This window comes from Acetomicrobium thermoterrenum DSM 13490 (genome assembly GCF_900107215.1).
GTDB lineage: Bacteria > Synergistota > Synergistia > Synergistales > Acetomicrobiaceae > Acetomicrobium > Acetomicrobium thermoterrenum.
Genome location: NZ_FNPD01000003.1, coordinates 38,472 through 56,167 on the forward strand (window position 1 = coordinate 38,472; position 17,696 = coordinate 56,167).

Below are 17,696 nucleotides of genomic sequence, written 5' to 3' on the forward strand. Positions count from 1 at the left end.
TGTTTTTTCCCTTATCATGCAACTAATAATTAAAAAGATTTTTATCATATTAATAGAAATTGCTCGTTTTACAGTGGCAGAACTTGTCGTAAGGGTACTTGAAAACGAGGACGAATCAAATATCCACGGCTTTAAACGAGAGGTGCGTGATATATGCCTGAGGCATCCCCTTTACATGACCAAGGCTGAGCTTGCCTTGCGGGCAGGCAAAGAGTAACCAAGGAGGAATTGGCATGTATTCAGATGAAGTGACGAAACTTAGCAAGTCCATGTCGGAGGAGCTAAGGGCTTTACGAAGGGAATTCCATCAATTTCCTGAGCTTAGCTTTCAGGAGTTCGAGACGGCAAGGAAGATCGCCATTTATATGAAGGAATTGGGCTATGAAGTCAAAGAAAACGTGGGGAAAACTGGTGTGGTCGCCTTACTGAAAGGAGCAAAAGAAAACCCAACCGTTGCGCTGAGGGCGGATATGGATGCACTGCCCGTGAAAGAGATGACCGGCCTTTCTTATGCCTCTAAAAACGATGGAGTGATGCACGCTTGCGGCCATGATATACACGTCACTTGCGCCTTAGGAGCTGCAAAAATTTTAGCTTCTTTTAAGGATGAACTTCAAGGAAGCGTCAAATTTATCTTTCAGCCGGCAGAGGAGATAAACGCAGGGGCAAAGGCCATGATCGATGATGGCGTGCTCGAGGATCCTCCAGTCTCTTTTATATTTGGTTTGCACAACAATCCCGAGATACCGGTAGGCAAAGTAGGATTAAAGGAAGGCCCTTTAATGGCAGCTGTGGACTCCACCTTTATAATCGTAAGAGGGCAGGGAGGACACGCTGCTTATCCCCATAGAGTAATTGACCCTATAGTATGTGCTTCTTCTATAGTTATGAACCTGCAAACTATCGTAAGCAGAAACGTCGATCCCCAAAAGGCTGCTGTCATTAGCTTTGGAAGTATCAATGGGGGGATGGCCAATAACGTAATCCCCGATGAGGTAAAGCTTACCGGCACAGTGCGTACCTTCGATGAGGGCCTTCGCGATTCCATTGAAGGCTGGATGAAAAGAACCGTTGAAAATACTGCCTCAAGCTTAGGGTGTAAGGTCGAATTTAACTATCGCAGAGATCTTCCTCCCGTCGTAAATCATCCGGAGGCAACGAAGATAGCTTTGTGGACAGCCCAAAAGGTATTTGGCGAAGACGGCATCATCCTACCAACTCCTTCGATGGGAGGTGAGGATTTCGCACTGTACCAAAAAAGGGTCCCTGGGTGTTATTTCTGGCTTGGCGTGGGCAATCCCGATATAGATGCTATACACCCATGGCACAGTCCACATTTCAAAGCGGATGAAGACGCCCTCTGGAGAGGAGCCGCGCTTTTTTCCGTTTCTGCTATTATCGCTTTAGAAGAATTAACTAAAAATTCACAATAATAAGCACAAAGGTGTCTGAGAGGGGGAAATTTGCATGCTTGAGGCGATTAAAAATTGGAAAATTCATTTTCTCGCATTGATATTGGTTATAATAGCCGAGTGGATCGGCGCTTTTTCGTTTCCCATCGGTCCCGGAAAAATTGTTTTACTGCCGATGTTATATGCGCTAATCATGGGTATTTTCCTCGGTCCCAAATTTTTAAAATTGGCCAGTCATAAAGATATGATCGATGCTGGAAGTTTAGTAGGCGTAACTTTAATGCTGTTAATGGCAAAATATGGAACTACAGTAGGCCCAAACATCCCTATGATCCTTAGGACAAGTCCTGCTTTAATATTGCAAGAACTTGGAAACTTGGGAACCCTCTTTTTAGGCGTACCTATCGCGGTGTATTTAGGACTCAGGCGAGAAACAATTGGAGCTGCCCATTCGATCGCCAGAGAGCCTAATGTGGCTTTGATAGGTGACATCTACGGCTTGGATACTCCTGAAGGCCAAGGAGTCATGGGAGTTTACATCTGCGGAACGGTCTTTGGTACTATTTTCTTTGGTCTAATGGCAACATTCACTGCCGCAATGGGAATTTTCCACCCTCTAGCTCTGGCCATGGCCTCTGGGGTAGGAAGCGCAAGCATGATGACAGCCTCCGTTGGCGCTTTGAGCGCTATGTTTCCTGAAATAGCCGATAAAATTCAGGCCTTGGGAGCTGCAAGCAATATGTTAAGCGGCCTAGACGGGGTTTATATGTCCCTCTGGATAGCCTTGCCAATGACGGAATGGCTGTATAGGAAGTTCTATAAAATGAAATATGGCACTTATCCAAGTCAATCTGCCGTTAAGGAGGGCTAATCGATGAAGATCGGAGAAGTTCTTGCTGTTCTTATAATTATCGGCATCATTACTTTGGTGGGCAACTTCATTGGAGCAAATATCCCAATGATAGACGCCATTCCGGGAATGATCTTCTTAATCGTCATAAGTATACTTGGAGTTTCATGCTCAAAAGTAATTCCCGTTAGAATCCCTGCAGTAGCCTATATAGTCACAATAGGATGCATAATTACCATTCCGGGATTTCCCGGTTCGGCTGTATTTAACGCTTGGGCACAAAAGGTTAATTTTTTAGCCCTAGCTACACCAATACTTGCATACGCAGGTATCTCCATTGGAAAAGACTTGGGTACGCTGAAAAAAACGGGGTTGCGAATTTTAGTAGTTTCATTTGTCGTTTTTATAGGAACTTATATTGGTTCTACGATAATAGCTCAGTTAATTTTGAAACTGATAGGAGAAATTTAAATTATATTTTTTAGTTGAACTCCCAGATAAATTGACCCGAGATTTGCATTTTGGCTAAAAAATGATAAAAATAACATGCAAGGTTTAGTAAAACCAATACAAGGATTTGTAAAGGCAGTGACGACAAGTGCAACGATCCCTCTATCCGGAATCCTCGAAGGGCGACCTTGATTCGATCGTCGCAGCTATAAACCGTAAGCTTTTTTACAGGATATTTGACCCTATCGCGCTCTATAGGGTTATATATGATGATAATGGCAATCCAACGGAAGTGGTTTTTCTGGACGTCAATCCCGCCTACGAAAGAGTAATGGGGGTCAAAAGAAAGCAGGTCGTGGGCCATACTTTCGCGGAAGTCTGGCCCTGTGCTGAAAAGGAATGGCACCAGCTTGTTATCGATGTGGCCCGCAGCGGACGGTCTAAACATCACGAAGGAGAAAGTCGCGACACGGGCAAATATCTCTACGGCCTCGGGTTCAGCCCCGCAAAAGGTCAGGTAGCTGTAGTCTTTCTCGACATGACAAATTGGAAAAGAACCGAAGAGGCACTTCGAAAAAGCGAGTCCCAGCTTCTAAGTTACCGCGAGGAACTTAGGAAACTGATAGCAAAGACTTCTCTGACGGAAGAGGAAACGAGGCACAGTATAGCCACAAAAATTCACGATAGAGTGGGTTATTCTCTGGCCATGATAATGCACCGATTGCAACGCCTCCACGGAATAGCCCAAGACCATAACGCCAAAAATGAGTTGGAAGAAATCATGAAGATGCTGGATAATGTGATACAGGATACCAGAACCCTCACCTTTGAGATAAGTTCGCCTCTGCTGTACGATGTTGGCCTCGGAGCAGCGCTAGAATCAGTGGCTGAACAAATTCTAAAACCTCACGGCATAGATGTAGATTTTCAGGAAAAAGGCGACGCTTCTGAAAAGATCGATACGGATATCTCTGTGTTGCTCTACCAAATGACAAGAGAATTGTTGATAAACGTTGTTAAACACGCAAAAGCCTCTCGCGTCTTTATTCGCCTGCATCACGGCAAGAATAAGGTTCGCGTGGTAGTCGAAGACGACGGAAGGGGTTTCATAATCAAAAAGAGGCGCTCACAACCGACAGCCTCCGGATTCGGGCTTTTCAGCATAAAGGAGAGGCTTCATTCTATAGGCGGTTCGATTCAAATCATATCAGAGCCGGGAAAGGGGACTACGGTATCTTTGACAGCCCCAAGGAGGTTGGAACATGGCGTCCGATGAGATAAAGGTTCTTTTGGTGGACGATCATAAGATCTTTTTAGATGGATTAAGCGAGCTTTTATCGAAGGAAGAAGCCATTTCCGTCGTGGGCAAGGCTTCCAGTGGACGTGAGGCATTAAAACTGGTCCCTCGTTATAACCCCGATATAGTGGTCATGGACATTACCATGCCTGATATGAACGGGATCGATGCAACAAAGATGCTGTCGCAAAGACATCCGAAAGTAAAGATAATAGCCCTTTCAATGCACCTGGACAGAGGGATGATTTCACAAATTCTGGAAGCCGGAGCTCGCGGTTATATTTTAAAGGATTGCAGCATAGATGAATTTGTCCAAGGTATAAAAGCAGTTTCACAGGACCTCGTATACCTAACGCCCAAAGCCGCAAAGATCGTCCTGGAAGATTATTTGCTATTAAAAAGAGGAGGCGTGCTTGCCGCTGAAAATAAACTATCTCCCAGAGAAATGGAGGTTTTAAGGCTTTTGGTCAAAGGAGAACACACCAAATCCATTGCCTCCAAACTTTCGATCAGCAAAAGTACCGTCGACACACACAGAAAAAATATCATGGAAAAGCTGAATTGCGCTAATATTGCGGATCTTACCCGCTACGCCATTAGGGAAGGCTTGGTAGGTCTGGACGATGACGACTAGCACTAGGCGCTAGTCAAAATTCAAGTTTTTTACAATTGCTCCTCGGCCGATTTCCTTTCTATACTAAAAACAAATCATCGATTTATGAGAATATTGTTTGCATGTATATGTGAATGGTATCTCTTATTCTTCGGTATTTTCACAAATAGGAAGGAGGGTATAAAATGGCTTTTGAGGGCAAAAAATTCATCCTGCTCGGAGAAAGGGACGGAATACCCGCCCCGGTTATGGAAGAAGTTTTAAAACCCCTCGGTTGTGATATCGCCTTTGCCGTGACGGAGTGCTTCGTCTGAACTGCGGCAGGGGCGATGGACCTGCAAAACCAGCAGCGCGTAAAGGACATAGCTGAAAAGTACGGACCGGAAAATGTGGTGGTCGTACTTGGAAGTTCCGACGCGGAAGGTGCGTCGATTTACGCGGAGACCGTAACTGCTGGTGATCCCACATTTGCAGGGCCATTAGCCGGAGCCCCGTTGGGGCTCGCCGTGTATCACATTTTCGATCCCCTATTCAAAGAAAAGGTAGACCCAACACTTTGGGAAGAGCAGCTCGGCATGATGGAAATGGTCTTGGACGTCCAAGGCCTGATCGATGCTGTTGCCGAAATGAGAAAAGAGCACAGCAAATACGAGCTCTAGGCCTGTCGTATTGACGTAATTACGACAGCAAGTTGCGGGACTACCTAATTTTGAAGGGAAGTGTTAAGTTATGAAACTTGAAATTGGTAAATTTACAGTGAAAGATATCGTCTTCGGCGACAAGACCTTCTACGAAAAAGGTGTATTAACGGTCAACAAGAAAGAGGCTTTAGACGTCGTCTTCGAGGACTCTCACATAACCGAAGCCGAGCTTTACATCGTAAGGCCGGGAGACGAGGTGAGGCTCGTTCCCGTAAAGGAAGCCTACGAGATGCGTTGCAAGGTATCGGGAGGCCAGTCCGTATATCCTGGCTGCACGGCGCCTGTGGAGCCGGTCGGGGCCGGAAGAACGCACGCACTAAAGGGATGCTCGCTTTTAGTGGTGGGAAAACATTGGGGATCCTTTCAGGACGGCCTCATCGACATGAGCGGACCGGCACAGCGAAACACCATTTTCGGATCCATGCCCAACCTGGTATTAGTCGGGGATACCGACGAGGAATTCGAAAGGCACGAGCAGCAGAAGAAAAACCGCGCCCTTCGTTGGGCAGGAATGAGGTTATCCGAATACATCGGAAAATGCGTAAAAGACTTGGAACCTGAAGAGATAGAGACGTGGGAGCTTGAGCCCGTAAACGAAAGGACTTCCGAGGTAACAAATCTGCCATCGGTCGTCTACGTGCCTCAAATTCAAACGCAGATGGAGGCCTTGGGCTACAACGCCCTGGTCTACGGCTGGGACGGCAACCGCATGCTTCCTACATACCTTCATCCCAACGAAATTCTTGACGGAGCCATAATATCTGGAAGCTTCATGCCCTGCTCGTCGAAGATTTCTACCTATGAGTGGGTAAACAATCCCATGATAAAGCGCCTGATGAGGGAACACGGAAGGACGATCAACTTCTTGGGCGTCGTACTGTCTAACCTCAACGTAGTGATGGAAGAAAAGATAAGGTCTGCCATGATGGTGGCAAACATCGCAAAATCTTTGGGCGCAGAGGGTGCCATAGTTGCCGAGGAAGGCTACGGAAACCCCGACGTAGACTACATCCTCACCCTCGTGGAACTTGAAAAGGCTGGCATCAAGACAGTGGGCATAACGAACGAATGCACGGGACGCGACGGAACCTCTCAACCCCTTGTTGCCTTGGATGAGAGGGCAAATGCGCTTGTGTCAACCGGAAACGTCTCCGAGCTTTACGAGCTTCCTCCTATGAAAACGGTTTTAGGGGAGCTTGAATCCCTTGCCAGAGACGGGCTTTCCGGAGGCTGGGAAGGCTGTGTCAGGGATGACGGATCGGTCATTATGGAAAATAACGCCTTCTTTTGCTCCGATCACATAAGCGGGTTTTCGATGAAGACCTGCGCCGAGTTTTAGGAAATGAGGGGATGATTTTATGTTAAAGGCCGTTCATTACATAAACCAGTTCTTCGGGCAGGTGGGAGGAGAAGAAAGCGCCGATTTCGAACCTGTATTGCAGGAAGGTCCGGTCGGGCCAGGGCTTCTTTTAAACGAATCCATGAAGGAAGTCAAGATCACCCATACCGTAATATGCGGAGACAACTTCATGGCATCTCATCCTGAGGAAGCGGTCGCTCGGATTTTAAAGATGCTTGAGGGATTGAAGTTCGACGTCTTCCTGGCAGGCCCTGCCTTCAATGCAGGTCGCTACGGCGTGGCCTGCGGAACGATCTGCAAGGCCGTAAAGGAAAGGTTCGGTGTCCCAGCTATCACCTCCATGAACGAGGAAAACCCTGCGGTGGAGATGTTTAAATCCAACATGTACATATTTAAAGGCGGACGTCGTGCAACCTATATGAAGCAGGACGTCGAAAAGATGGCCGCCTTTGCCGATAAAATAGCTCGTGGAGATAAACTGCTTCCTGCCTCAATGGAAGGCTACTTTCCAAGAGGCATACGTCATGAGGTCTTCCTCGAGGACCTTGGTGTGGAGCCTAAATGCGCAGCCGACAGGGCATTTGAAATGCTCCTTAAAAAGCTCAAAGGCGAGCCCTACGAGACCGAACTTCCCATACCAAAACAGGAAAGGGTGCCTATAGCCCCAGCAGTAAAGGACCTTCGCAAGGTAAAGATTGCCTTAGTCACTTCCGGAGGCATCGTCCCCAAGGACAACCCCGACAGGATACAGTCCTGCTCGGCTACGAAATGGGGCGCCTACGACATTTCCAAGCTCGATCTCCTGACGGCACCTGAGTTTAAGACAATACATGCCGGTTACGATCCCGAGCAGGCCAACAAAAACCCCAACGTCGTCCTTCCCCTTGACGCCATACGCCAGTACCAAAAAGAGGGGCGCATCGGAGAGGTTGATGACCAATATTACGTAACCGTCGGCACCGGCACTACACAGGCTGAAGCAGCCAGAATGGGCCGTGAGATAGCCCAAAAGCTCAAGGAAAGAAACGTAGGAGCAGTAGTTTTAACGGCGACTTGAGGAACCTGTACTCGTTGCGGGTCAACGATCGCAAAGGAAATCGAACGTACGGGCATTCCTGTGGTGGTAATTTGCAACCTCATCAATATTGCTAAGACCGTAGGGGTAAACCGCATCGTACCCGGTGTTGCGGTTCCCTATCCCCTTGGAAACCCCAACCTTTCGCCGGAAGACGAATGGAAATTGCGCTTCCATCGCGTCGGCGTGGCTCTCGATGCTCTCGAGACTGACATTAACGAACAGACCGTTTTTCCGGTAAAGATATAGTTTGATAAGCAAATGGGAGGCCTTGAGCCTCCCTTTTGCGCATCACATTTGTCATCACAAAGGAGGCCACAGAATGATAAACGACAATCGCAAGGATAATTCGGTATATATAATCTCCATGCTAGTCATCGCCGCTATAGTTATATGGGGGTTCTTGTCCCCCGAAGGCTTCGGATCGGCGGCAAACAGCCTCTTTAACTTCCTCATACATAACTTCGGCTGGGGGTACATGCTTTCCATGACCTTTTTCGTCGTTTTTCCCGTCGGATTGGCAATAAGCAAGTACGGAAAATTGAAGCTAGGCCCTGCCGATTCGAAGCCCGAATTCAACACCCTTTCATGGTTTGCAATGCTCTTTTCTGCCGGAATGGGCGTGGGGCTAGTATTCTACGGAGTTGGTGAGCCGATATTTCATTTTTTAAATCCACCCTTTGCATCTGAACCGGGATCTGTCAAGGCAGCCACAGATGCTATGAGGATTTCCTTCTTTCACTGGGGTTTGCATCCCTGGGCAGCTTATACGGTCATCGCTTTGCCATTAGGATATTTTCAGTTTAGGAAAGATTCGCCGGGGCTGATCAGCAGCTTTTTTACTCCCCTCATAGGAGAGAAGGGCGTGAGGGGACCTTTTGGCAAATTAGTGGATGTCCTGGCCATTTTTGCGACAGCCGCTGGTGTAGCTACCTCGCTTGGCCTTGGCGTCTTACAGATCAACAGCGGGTTAAAATACATATTCGGGGTGCCTCAGACCATAACTGTCCAATTTCTTATAATTGCGACATTGTGTCTTGTTTACACGGGATCGGCCGTATCGGGATTGGAAAGGGGCATTAAGTTCATTGCCAATTTCAATCTATTTATCGCCACGCTGTTGTGTTTGTCCCTTTTCGCGCTGGGGCCAACCATCTCCATATTGGAATCCCTTCTTACGGGCATAGGCGAATATTTGGCTAACGTTGTTCCCGAAAGTTTTGCCATGGCTCCATATGGCGGAGAATTCAGGCAGTGGCTCGGAGGTTGGACGCTCTTTTACTGGGCCTGGTGGATCGCCTGGGCGCCATTTGTGGGCTCCTTTATCGCAAGGATATCGAGGGGAAGGACTATAAGACAATTCGTTACGGGAGTGCTCGTCGTCCCAGCATTGGGTTGTTTTACCTGGTTTGCCGTATTTGGAACCTCAGCTCTTTATTTGGAGCTTAAGGGCTTGGCAAATATCGCATCTACCGTGAGCACCGATATTTCCACGGGAGTCTTTGAAATGTACATGCACTATCCCTTGGGAATGATAATGTCCGTAGTAATGGTAATATTGATCTCTACGTTTTTCATAACCTCAGCCAACTCTGCGACCTTCGTCCTATCGATGTACTCGACTCAAGGAGACTTAAACCCGCCCAGACAAAAGATGGCAATTTGGGGAGTATTGCAAGCAGCACTGGCCTTTGTGCTATTGATGGGAGGAGGACTGCAGGCACTGCAAATAGCATCCATAGCTGCCGCAGCTCCTTTCGCTATTATCATGATCCTTGCCTGCTATTCTCTGGTGAAGGCCTTAAAATCCGACGAGGCAGCTTTAAGGGAGATTGGAAGCTGAAGATGTTTCTCTGTTTTATATCTACGCTGAAATAAAAGCATTTTCCCATGTGAAACTTTATTGATAATTTCCGGGTTTTTAGATATACTGACAAAAGGCGGAGAGAGGCACTTCCTCAAGAAGTGCCCATCTCTTCTTCTTTATGTAGAGATGTTATTCGGCTTAAAGGAGGTGAAGGGCATCGAAAGACATTTTTAGACATTTACGGAATCAGCGGTAGTGTGGTCAAGCGCCGGGACTGGTTGCAGACCAGTTGACGAGGTTGGGGGAGAATCGAACCTATCGGCGGATGCCCCCGTGGCCTGGGAAGGTAGGCCAGTAAGTCGTCTTACAAAACCGTGGAGCGATCTGCGGGACAAAGGAGGCGACAATCTTCCTTGTGTCGGGAAAATAGAAAGGATGAAATGACTTTGTGCGGTATAGTCGGCTATATAGGCTATAGAGATGTTTGTGGTGTGCTTTTGGACGGTCTGAAAAGACTTGAATACAGGGGATATGATTCGGCAGGCATTGCTGTCCTTAACAACAAAGAAATAGAAATCATAAAGGAAGTTGGAAAGGTCTCTGACCTCGAGCGCATCGTCTCCAATCGCGCTCCAAAGGGCAACATCGGTATAGGCCATACCCGTTGGGCTACGCACGGCGGAGTCTCCGCGGTAAACGCCCACCCTCACTCGGACGGATATAAGCGTTTTGTCCTGGCTCATAACGGCATAATAGAGAATTATCACGAACTTAAAGATGAGCTATCTGCCCAGGGCATTACCTTCGCTTCTCAGACGGATACAGAAGTGATAGCTCATTTGCTCTATAAAATATACGATGGCAATATGTTAAATGCTCTCACGTACCTGCAATCTAGGTTGAGGGGTTCATACGCCTTGGCGATACTAAACAGGGATGATACCGATCACATATACTGCATGCGCAAGGGCTCACCCCTTGTGTTGGGACTGGGAGATGGCGAGGCACTTTGCGCTTCAGATATTCCGGCCATCCTTCCCTACACGAGGAAAGTTATATACATGGACGACGGGGACATTGCAGAGCTTTCGCCCCGGGGAATTAAGGTGTGGGACGAAAGGGGAATGCCCATCGAGAAAAAAAGCTTTTTTATAGAATGGGATCTATCGATGGCCGAGATGGGCGGATATCCTCACTATATGCTGAAGGAAATCCACGAGCAGGGAGGAGTTTGCAGAGCTACTATCAAAGGCAGGATCCACGACGGAAAGGTGGACCTGTCGGGCGAACTCGCCATGGACGAAGAGACCATCAAGGGGTTCAAGGCAATACACCTAGTTGCCTGCGGAACATCCTATTATGCATCGCTAATCGCTGAAAGGGTTTTCGAACGTTGGACTGATCTGGATATAAAGGTAGACATCGCCTCCGAATATCGTTACAGGGATAGCAAAATCTCTCCCGATACTTTGGTAGTTTTCGTCTCCCAATCGGGAGAAACTGCCGATACCCTTGCAGCTCAAAGAAAAGCTCGCGAATCAGGGGCGTATTCATTGGCAGTCACTAACGTTCAGGGTTCTACGCTTGCAAGAAGCTGCGATGACTTTTTGCTTCTCAAAGCAGGCCCGGAGATAGGGGTAGCGGCGACAAAGACCTTTATGGGACAGATAACTTCCCTCTACCTGCTGGCGCTGTATATAGCAAAAATTAAGGGCACCCTATCCGATCAAAAGCAAAAGGAATTGACCGACGAAATGATTCAGCTGGCTTACAAGATAGAGACTATATTGGAACGCGAGCCCTCCATCGAAGATCTGGCGTGGAAATTTGCAGATTACAAAAACTTCCTTTTTTTGGGAAGGGGGATGTCCTTTCCCATAGCCCTCGAGGGAGCATTGAAGTTAAAGGAAATATCCTACATTCACGCCGAAGCTTACGCCGCAGGCGAGATGAAACACGGCCCAATTGCGTTGATCGATCCAAACGTGCCAGTGGTAGTCGTTGCACCCAAAGATAGCCTTCACGAGAAAACTTTGTCCAATATACAGGAGGCAAAGGCAAGGCACGCTCCTATAATTGCAGTGGGTTTCGATGGCGACGAGCGACTGGCGAGTGACGCGGACCATGTCTTATACGTTCCATCAACTTTGGAGGAGTTTTCTCCCTTCGTGACGGTCGTGCCCTTACAGCTTTTTGCCTACCACGTGGCCAAAAAGCGCGGATGCGAAATAGACAAGCCCAGGAACTTAGCTAAGAGCGTAACGGTGGAATAAAATCATAATATGGCGCCGAAAACTTCAAACTTCGGCGCCATATTTATATATTAATTTACGGTCGCAATAAAACACCTTAACAGTTCTGAAATATCCCCTCGGCCGATCCTTAACCTAGCATAATAGGCGTTTTCCTCAACATTAGCAGCCAGGTCCTCCAGGGAGGAAGGATCTTTGACTCGGGAGATGATCTTCGTCATAAATTCGGCCTCTTCTTTGCTATTATAGCTCCTTTGCAGGACAACGCCCTTTACTCTCACCGTATCTTTGAAAGAAGCTTGAGATATACCTTTGATTTTCCCCCTAGTTATATGAGCTTTCCCCTTAAGCTTTCTTTTAGGATAGATCAATATATAAACCCTGTCCCTTCGCCCCAAAAGAAGGGAAATTGGGAAATAAAGCAAGCTATGATGGGGCAAGAGAGAAATTGTCCCCTTGACCTTTTCGTAAACCTCGTGCTTCAAATCATATTCGGCCACTACGCCGACATACCCGCCTATCCAAGTGTAATTTTTGTTTACAGGTTGAAGAGCTTCCTCCATCTGCCTTACAAGCTCCCTGATTAAAGTTAAGTTCAACCTCCTGCCACGCCAGTATTGAAGGCTTGCCACCAAACCTAAAACGACCAATAAAGCAACGCCCGCGTTCACCTTGCATCACCCGCATCGAGAAAATTGCAAATTATATCGCCTAGGATGAGCAAATTTTGAGGGTCGGAGATGTCCCTTCCAAGGTCGGGTAACTCTATCCACGGTATCTTGTCATAAAGTTTCATCAAGTTCGATAACCCGCATGAATCATATAGAAAATTGCGCCTTTCAACTTTCAAAGCCTTGTTTATAAAACAGGCAGTTATTGCATAACCGTTGCTATCTAATTTTTTGATGGTCCTTTCAGTTTCAGATACCGAAAGTTTATCGGCCTGAAGCACCAAAAATATAAATGAATCTTCCCCGAGCAAAAAGTTCTTGGTCGACTCAATTTCGCTCTTATACCTGCAAAGTTCAGCCATGACAGGATCGTTGCTCGGATTAGTTTCGATATTGCTTCCTTCGATATTTTGAATGTAAGCGCGCCTGTCCAAAATTTTAGAACGCAACTTCATGAGTTCGGCTATCCAAATAAGCGTGATATCGGGAAGAGACAAAACTCTCACGGTCATGCCAGTGGGAGGGGTATCAAGCACCACTGCATCGCACTTTTCTGCAAAAGTAGATATCTCCCTAATGGCTTCAAGGACGGCAAATTCCTCCATGCCCGGAGATTGCTTGATGGTCTCAAGTAATTTGTCCGCATTAAATATTTGTAAATTGCCATAAAAGGGGCGCATCCGACGCAACTTATCTTCGACGAAGCGTTGTACTTGCTCGTCCAAATCCAATTCAAAGGCGGTCAGGCGATCGTCAATCTTTTGAGGCTCGCTACTTAAGGGGCACCCTAGGACATCGCCCAAATTGTGGGCAGGATCTAAAGAGACGGCCAAGACGCCTTTGCCCTTCGACGAAAGAGCGCGTGCCAATGCGGAAGAGATCGTGGTCTTTCCCGTTCCGCCTTTGCCCATTACGATGAAGCGCTTAGACTTTGCCCACCCCTCATTGGCAAAAGATTTGCTTTTTTCAGGCCTAGATCTTAAGGACTCCAGCAACTTGCGCAAAAAGGTCATCGCTTTCTGCCACTCGCCTTTCTAAAAGTTCAAGTTCCGGCCCCAAATGAGGAAGAAGCCGGATTACCAACCCCGCCGAAGGAGCCGGCAATCCGATGAAGCTGCCCAAAAGCAAAAGGGCAAATGCCTCTTCCTGCGCCGTAAGTTCCGCTTTGACGTAATCCGTGGCCTGAAGTTTTGTTATTTTCTTTAAAAGCTCAAAAAAGTCCTCGCCGATCATGGAACTGCCTTCGCTCAAGTCTTAAATTAAGGCTTTATCGTCTCGGGATATTTTGCTTTTATAGTCGACGTATTCTGCAAAGAACGATAAAAATCATATAGGAATATGAGGGCCAGAAGGATCTCCAAAACTACGAATCCCCGCACCAAAGGCGAAGAGGGGACGGCAAACAAAAACCACCAAAGCCCTACGAAGACTGTAAACCATAAAGCTCCTGCACAGGCGATTATGAACCTTACGTGCCCTTTGGGAGCAGTGCCAAGCTGCAACACCCACAGAGCGATAGTTAACAAAGTAGCGGCTGCAAGCATTTGATTTGCGCCGCCGAAGGCTGGCCATAGCACGCTGTAGGCTTTGCCCCAGGCAAGGGCTATGCTCAGAGCCGATGGTATAGCCGACGCCAGCCAACGGTGGGTAATTGCCCTGTGAAAAATCCCTCCGCTGCTTTTAAGCGGCTCCCACACCTCTTCCCAGGCAAAACGCAACACTCTGTTCCCTGTATCCATGGAAGTAAGGGTAAAGGCAGAAACCCATAGGCTTGAAAAGATCGTCCCTGCCTGGGCAGAGATGCCAAAGGCCTGCTCGAAAAGTCTTCCGTAGCTTTCCGTAAAAATGCCCAAGGGGCCTCCGACAGCTCCTATGGCCTTTACATAATTTTTGCCAAGATAGAGAGGTTCCTTTAAGCTTTCAGCCACTACGCCGATTTCGGAGAGCCTTCCGCTTGCTTCCTTAAATACGAGCAAGCCGAAGGCAGCAATGGTCACCGTTACGACCGAAGAGAGCAACCCTTCGGTCAGCATGCCTCCGTAGCCTACGATAAGGCCCTGAGTCTCCTTGTCCAGCTGTTTGGAGGTTGTTCCTGAGCCAATGAGCCCGTGTATCCCCGAGAGGGAACCACAGGCAATTATCAGGGGAACAACTGGCCAGTAGGGAGACGGTACTCCTCCGACGATATTCGGACTCCAACTTGTAAAGCCGGCCAACTCCATCTTTGCCCCCACGAAAATTAAAGCAACAACTCCCAGGGCAAGACCAAAAACGAGTATATAGGAGTTAAGGTAGTCCCGCGGTTGAAGCAATATCCACACCGGCAAGGAGCTAGCTGCCATCATATATACGAAGAATATAATTAACCACCCCTTATAACTGATGCTCAGCGGAGTCAAAGACCCCAGCCATATAGCACCGAGGGTCAGGGAAATCCCAATAATGCTTCCTAATACAAAGTTGATCCGCAGCTTGTACAGCAAAATACCCGTTACAATTGCAGCTGCTATAAACCAAACGGACATGCTCGCCACGTCGGGACGGGCTATATATAGATATGCTAAAGATGTAGCGAACGCAGCAAGGGCCAGGACAAGCGTGAGGTAAGCGAATACCTGGAAAAGGTAGGACGTGCGTGGGCGCATCATCTTGCCGGCTATCCACTGGATCGATCTCCCCTCGTGTCGTACTGAAGCCATGATAGCCAAATAGTCGTGGACTGCTCCAATCAATATGTTTCCAAACCAAATCCAAAGCAAACCCGCCCACCAACCCCAAGCCATGGCCAAGGCAGGGCCGAGTATTGGCGCTCCGCCTGCAATTGAAGCGAAGTGATGTCCGAATAAGACGGCAGGGTGCGAGGGAACGAAATCTACATCGTCAAACTTGGAATGCGCAGGGGTCGGTCTGGAATTATCTGCTCCGACGACCCTTCGCTCGAGGCTTTTGCCATACCATAAATAGCAGACGAGATAAATGAAGATTCCGATTATCAATAAAACCGAGGTGTTCATCCCTTCAAACAAACCTCCTTTATAAAATATAAAAAGTTTATATCGTTCTTGCCACAGGATGGGCTATCAAGGAGAAAAGGTCAAAAAGCGTCTCCTGTTTTTCTCTAATCTCTTTGAGCTTTTCCGCGCTTATGATCCATATATCCATCGGCTTTGCAGGCTCAATCAGCGATTGGCCGAAGGGCTTAATACAGCCGGCAAGCTTTAATGCTTCTTCCTCGGTTTCGGTAACCCAAATCACCCAACTGAGCGAATCCTGATCAGCCAGATCCAGGTCGTAGTAACCCGGCAGAAATATGTGCCGCTGATTCATCAGGAAAAGATGCACCTTGCCTATCGTTTCTATGTAGTCTTTAATATGATCCTCGAAGGGGGTAAAGCCCTTGAAGAAAAAGAACCTGTCGGCGTTTACAAGCCCTAAAATGTCGTTGGGATGCTTTGGAAATTGCATGTAGTAGGCAAAATCGTATCGAGAGAGAAAAAACAAATCCACAACGAAGGATTCACAGGAAATTCCGTTTTCCTCCATCCAGGCTTTGATTTCTTCGATGCCTGGAGGAGTCGCCTCCCGAGCTTTCAAGCCGGTGAGGTTAAAATGCTCTTTTATCTTGACGACGCTCTCGTGGCATAGGTATGTCCAATCGATATGGTTGTCCTTTAATTTGAATATTTGGTTTCCTCTTAAAGGTGGCACATATTTAAGAGCTTTTCCCGGATAAAACTCCTTGAGCCCCCATCGCGAGGTAAAGCTGTTGTCCAAAAGAATTTGAAGCCTGGTGCGCCAGAGGCTCTGTCTTTTTTCTTGAAAGCTCTTGGGAGAAGTAGCGGGCTCTTCGTCGATGAATTGCTCAAGGCAAAGTTTTTTGAAGGCTTGACGACCTTTTTCGCTGAGGGTGTAAATCCCATTATCTGCCTCAAGGAATCCAAGGTCCTCAAGTTTTTTCAATCCCCTGCAATCTTCCCCGATCAAGACTAGCGTTTCTTCATCCCAGCATGGGTGATCCTTATCGAACAACAGTAAAATTGTCTCGTAATCCACAGTGTTTTTCTCCTCTCGACTGAAAATCAAACGAATAAGGTTTTGACTTCTTCCTATTGATCCAGCAGATAACTCTGCAGGTCCTTTCCGGTGAAGCCTTTACCTATTCCCACGGCCAGCTTTAACCTGGCCTGAAGGGGAGTCAGGTTGCCGCCCGAAAGGACTCCAAGCTCTATCAACTTTTGAGCGCTCCCTTCATAGCCATAGCAAGTCAGGACTCGAGCCTGAAGACATCTCGAGGTAATGACCACAGGTACGTCGTTGCGAACGATTTGTCTTATTTGCGGTACCCATGCCGGATTTACATTTCCAGCCCCAAAGCCGGCCAGGACCAGCCCCTCCAAATTCTCGTCCTCGGCCAGCATTTTTAAAATCCTCTCTCCGCCTCCCAAGGTAGCCCAAAGGATCTCCACTTCCTTTGCCGGTTGGACCATCTCTTCGATTACCCTTCCGCGTTTTGGCTTTTTCAACACACATGTCTTGTTCGCCACTATTTCGGCAACAGGCCCCTTGTTGAGGGTAGTCATGGCATCCTTTCTGTAGCTATTGAGCTTATAAACCTCGTTGGCAGCAAACAATTGATCCTGAAAACATACCAAAACGCCGAGCCCCCAGGTGGATTCGGAGGAAGCGGCAAGCAAGGAATGGTATAAGTTACGAGGGCCGTCAGAACTCAACTCTCCGTGGGGCACCATGGATCCGGTAATTATCACGGGGTAGGGGTAGGGCCAGAGGAGGTCAACCAAATAAGCCATTTCCTCCATGGAGTCCGTCCCGGTGGTCACGACTATCCCACTAAGGCCTTGAGCGGCTTCCTTTCTCAATAATTCCACGAGATCGGCCATCATCCTGATGTTGTAGTGACTGCTGGGCTGATGGCTCCAATCCACTACGCTTACTTCGCATGGAAGATCTTTGGATTTAAGCCATGAAAGCATTTCTCCTGCATTCAGGCCCGGCACGTAACCCTTAGCACGTTCATCATACATCATGCCAATGGTTCCGCCCGCAGCTACTAGCAAGACCTTGGAGCTTTCCGACATCCTAAACACCTCCTAAACGTAAGTACAAGTGTAACACTTTTTGAGTTTCAAAAAAGAGGGGGTAATGTTAAAATTGTGCTCCGAGGACTATATAAAACGGGAAGGGTGATTC

The 17,696-nt window shown here is 47.6% G+C and carries 16 protein-coding genes; 10 read left to right on the top strand and 6 right to left on the bottom strand.

Annotation, left to right across the window (positions count from 1 at the left end; all coding sequences use genetic code 11):
- The first annotated feature begins 233 nt into the window (after nt 1-233).
- The 10 genes from BLU12_RS03030 to glmS all read left to right on the top strand — a co-directional run bounded on the left by BLU12_RS03030 (nt 234) and on the right by glmS (nt 11,838).
- Nucleotides 234-1,433, top strand: coding sequence for a M20 metallopeptidase family protein (locus BLU12_RS03030; RefSeq protein ID WP_091460510.1), 1,200 nt, complete (start codon nt 234-236; stop codon nt 1,431-1,433).
- Nucleotides 1,434-1,467: 34 nt separating this feature from the next.
- Entirely contained in the window at nt 1,468-2,283 is an 816-nt protein-coding gene (locus BLU12_RS03035; protein ID WP_091460512.1) for a DUF3100 domain-containing protein, read from the top strand.
- Between the two features lie 3 nt (nt 2,284-2,286).
- On the top strand, nt 2,287-2,733 hold the full coding sequence (locus BLU12_RS03040; RefSeq protein WP_091460513.1) for a hypothetical protein: 447 nt from the start codon (nt 2,287-2,289) through the stop codon (nt 2,731-2,733).
- A 127-nt stretch (nt 2,734-2,860) separates the two neighbouring features.
- Complete coding sequence (locus BLU12_RS03045) at nt 2,861-3,988, top strand: PAS domain-containing sensor histidine kinase (RefSeq protein ID WP_091460515.1); 1,128 nt, start codon at nt 2,861-2,863, stop codon at nt 3,986-3,988.
- A complete protein-coding gene (locus BLU12_RS03050) occupies nt 3,975-4,643 on the top strand; it encodes a response regulator (RefSeq protein ID WP_091460516.1) in 669 nt (222 codons plus the stop codon). Before BLU12_RS03045 ends, BLU12_RS03050 begins: the two co-directional genes overlap by 14 nt.
- A 164-nt stretch (nt 4,644-4,807) precedes the next feature.
- The gene (gene grdA, locus BLU12_RS03055; protein WP_083489979.1) at nt 4,808-5,281 is read left to right on the top strand and encodes a glycine/sarcosine/betaine reductase complex selenoprotein A; all 474 of its coding nucleotides are present in this window, start codon (nt 4,808-4,810) and stop codon (nt 5,279-5,281) included.
- Nucleotides 5,282-5,351: 70 nt separating this feature from the next.
- Nucleotides 5,352-6,662 (top strand): glycine/sarcosine/betaine reductase component B subunit, encoded by a 1,311-nt coding sequence (locus BLU12_RS03060; protein WP_091460518.1) that lies wholly within the window; start codon nt 5,352-5,354, stop codon nt 6,660-6,662.
- 19 nt (nt 6,663-6,681) lie between these two features.
- Nucleotides 6,682-8,007, top strand: coding sequence for a glycine/betaine/sarcosine/D-proline family reductase selenoprotein B (locus tag BLU12_RS03065; protein ID WP_091460519.1), 1,326 nt, complete (start codon nt 6,682-6,684; stop codon nt 8,005-8,007).
- 73 nt (nt 8,008-8,080) lie between these two features.
- The gene (locus BLU12_RS03070) at nt 8,081-9,601 is read left to right on the top strand and encodes a glycine betaine uptake BCCT transporter (protein ID WP_091460521.1); all 1,521 of its coding nucleotides are present in this window, start codon (nt 8,081-8,083) and stop codon (nt 9,599-9,601) included.
- Between the two features lie 404 nt (nt 9,602-10,005).
- A complete protein-coding gene (gene glmS / locus BLU12_RS03075) occupies nt 10,006-11,838 on the top strand; it encodes a glutamine--fructose-6-phosphate transaminase (isomerizing) (protein WP_091460765.1) in 1,833 nt (610 codons plus the stop codon).
- Between the two features lie 50 nt (nt 11,839-11,888).
- Here glmS and BLU12_RS03080 read toward each other — a convergent pair whose 3' ends face one another.
- The 6 genes from BLU12_RS03080 to BLU12_RS03105 are packed head-to-tail and all read right to left on the bottom strand — an operon-like array spanning nt 11,889 to nt 17,584.
- Complete coding sequence (locus BLU12_RS03080) at nt 11,889-12,488, bottom strand: hypothetical protein (protein ID WP_091460523.1); 600 nt, start codon at nt 12,486-12,488, stop codon at nt 11,889-11,891.
- A complete protein-coding gene (locus BLU12_RS03085) occupies nt 12,485-13,501 on the bottom strand; it encodes an ArsA family ATPase (RefSeq protein WP_234945404.1) in 1,017 nt (338 codons plus the stop codon). Before BLU12_RS03085 ends, BLU12_RS03080 begins: the two co-directional genes overlap by 4 nt.
- Nucleotides 13,461-13,721: a hypothetical protein gene (locus tag BLU12_RS03090; RefSeq protein WP_091460525.1), complete on the bottom strand. Its 261-nt coding sequence runs from the start codon at nt 13,719-13,721 to the stop codon at nt 13,461-13,463. Before BLU12_RS03090 ends, BLU12_RS03085 begins: the two co-directional genes overlap by 41 nt.
- 26 nt (nt 13,722-13,747) lie before the next feature.
- On the bottom strand, nt 13,748-15,502 hold the full coding sequence (locus BLU12_RS03095; RefSeq protein ID WP_091460527.1) for a carbon starvation CstA family protein: 1,755 nt from the start codon (nt 15,500-15,502) through the stop codon (nt 13,748-13,750).
- 37 nt (nt 15,503-15,539) lie between these two features.
- Nucleotides 15,540-16,541, bottom strand: a complete 1,002-nt coding sequence (locus tag BLU12_RS03100) for a hypothetical protein (protein WP_234945405.1) — start codon at nt 16,539-16,541, stop codon at nt 15,540-15,542.
- Nucleotides 16,542-16,594: 53 nt separating this feature from the next.
- Nucleotides 16,595-17,584, bottom strand: coding sequence for an asparaginase (locus BLU12_RS03105; RefSeq protein ID WP_091460530.1), 990 nt, complete (start codon nt 17,582-17,584; stop codon nt 16,595-16,597).
- Nucleotides 17,585-17,696: the final 112 nt, after the last annotated feature.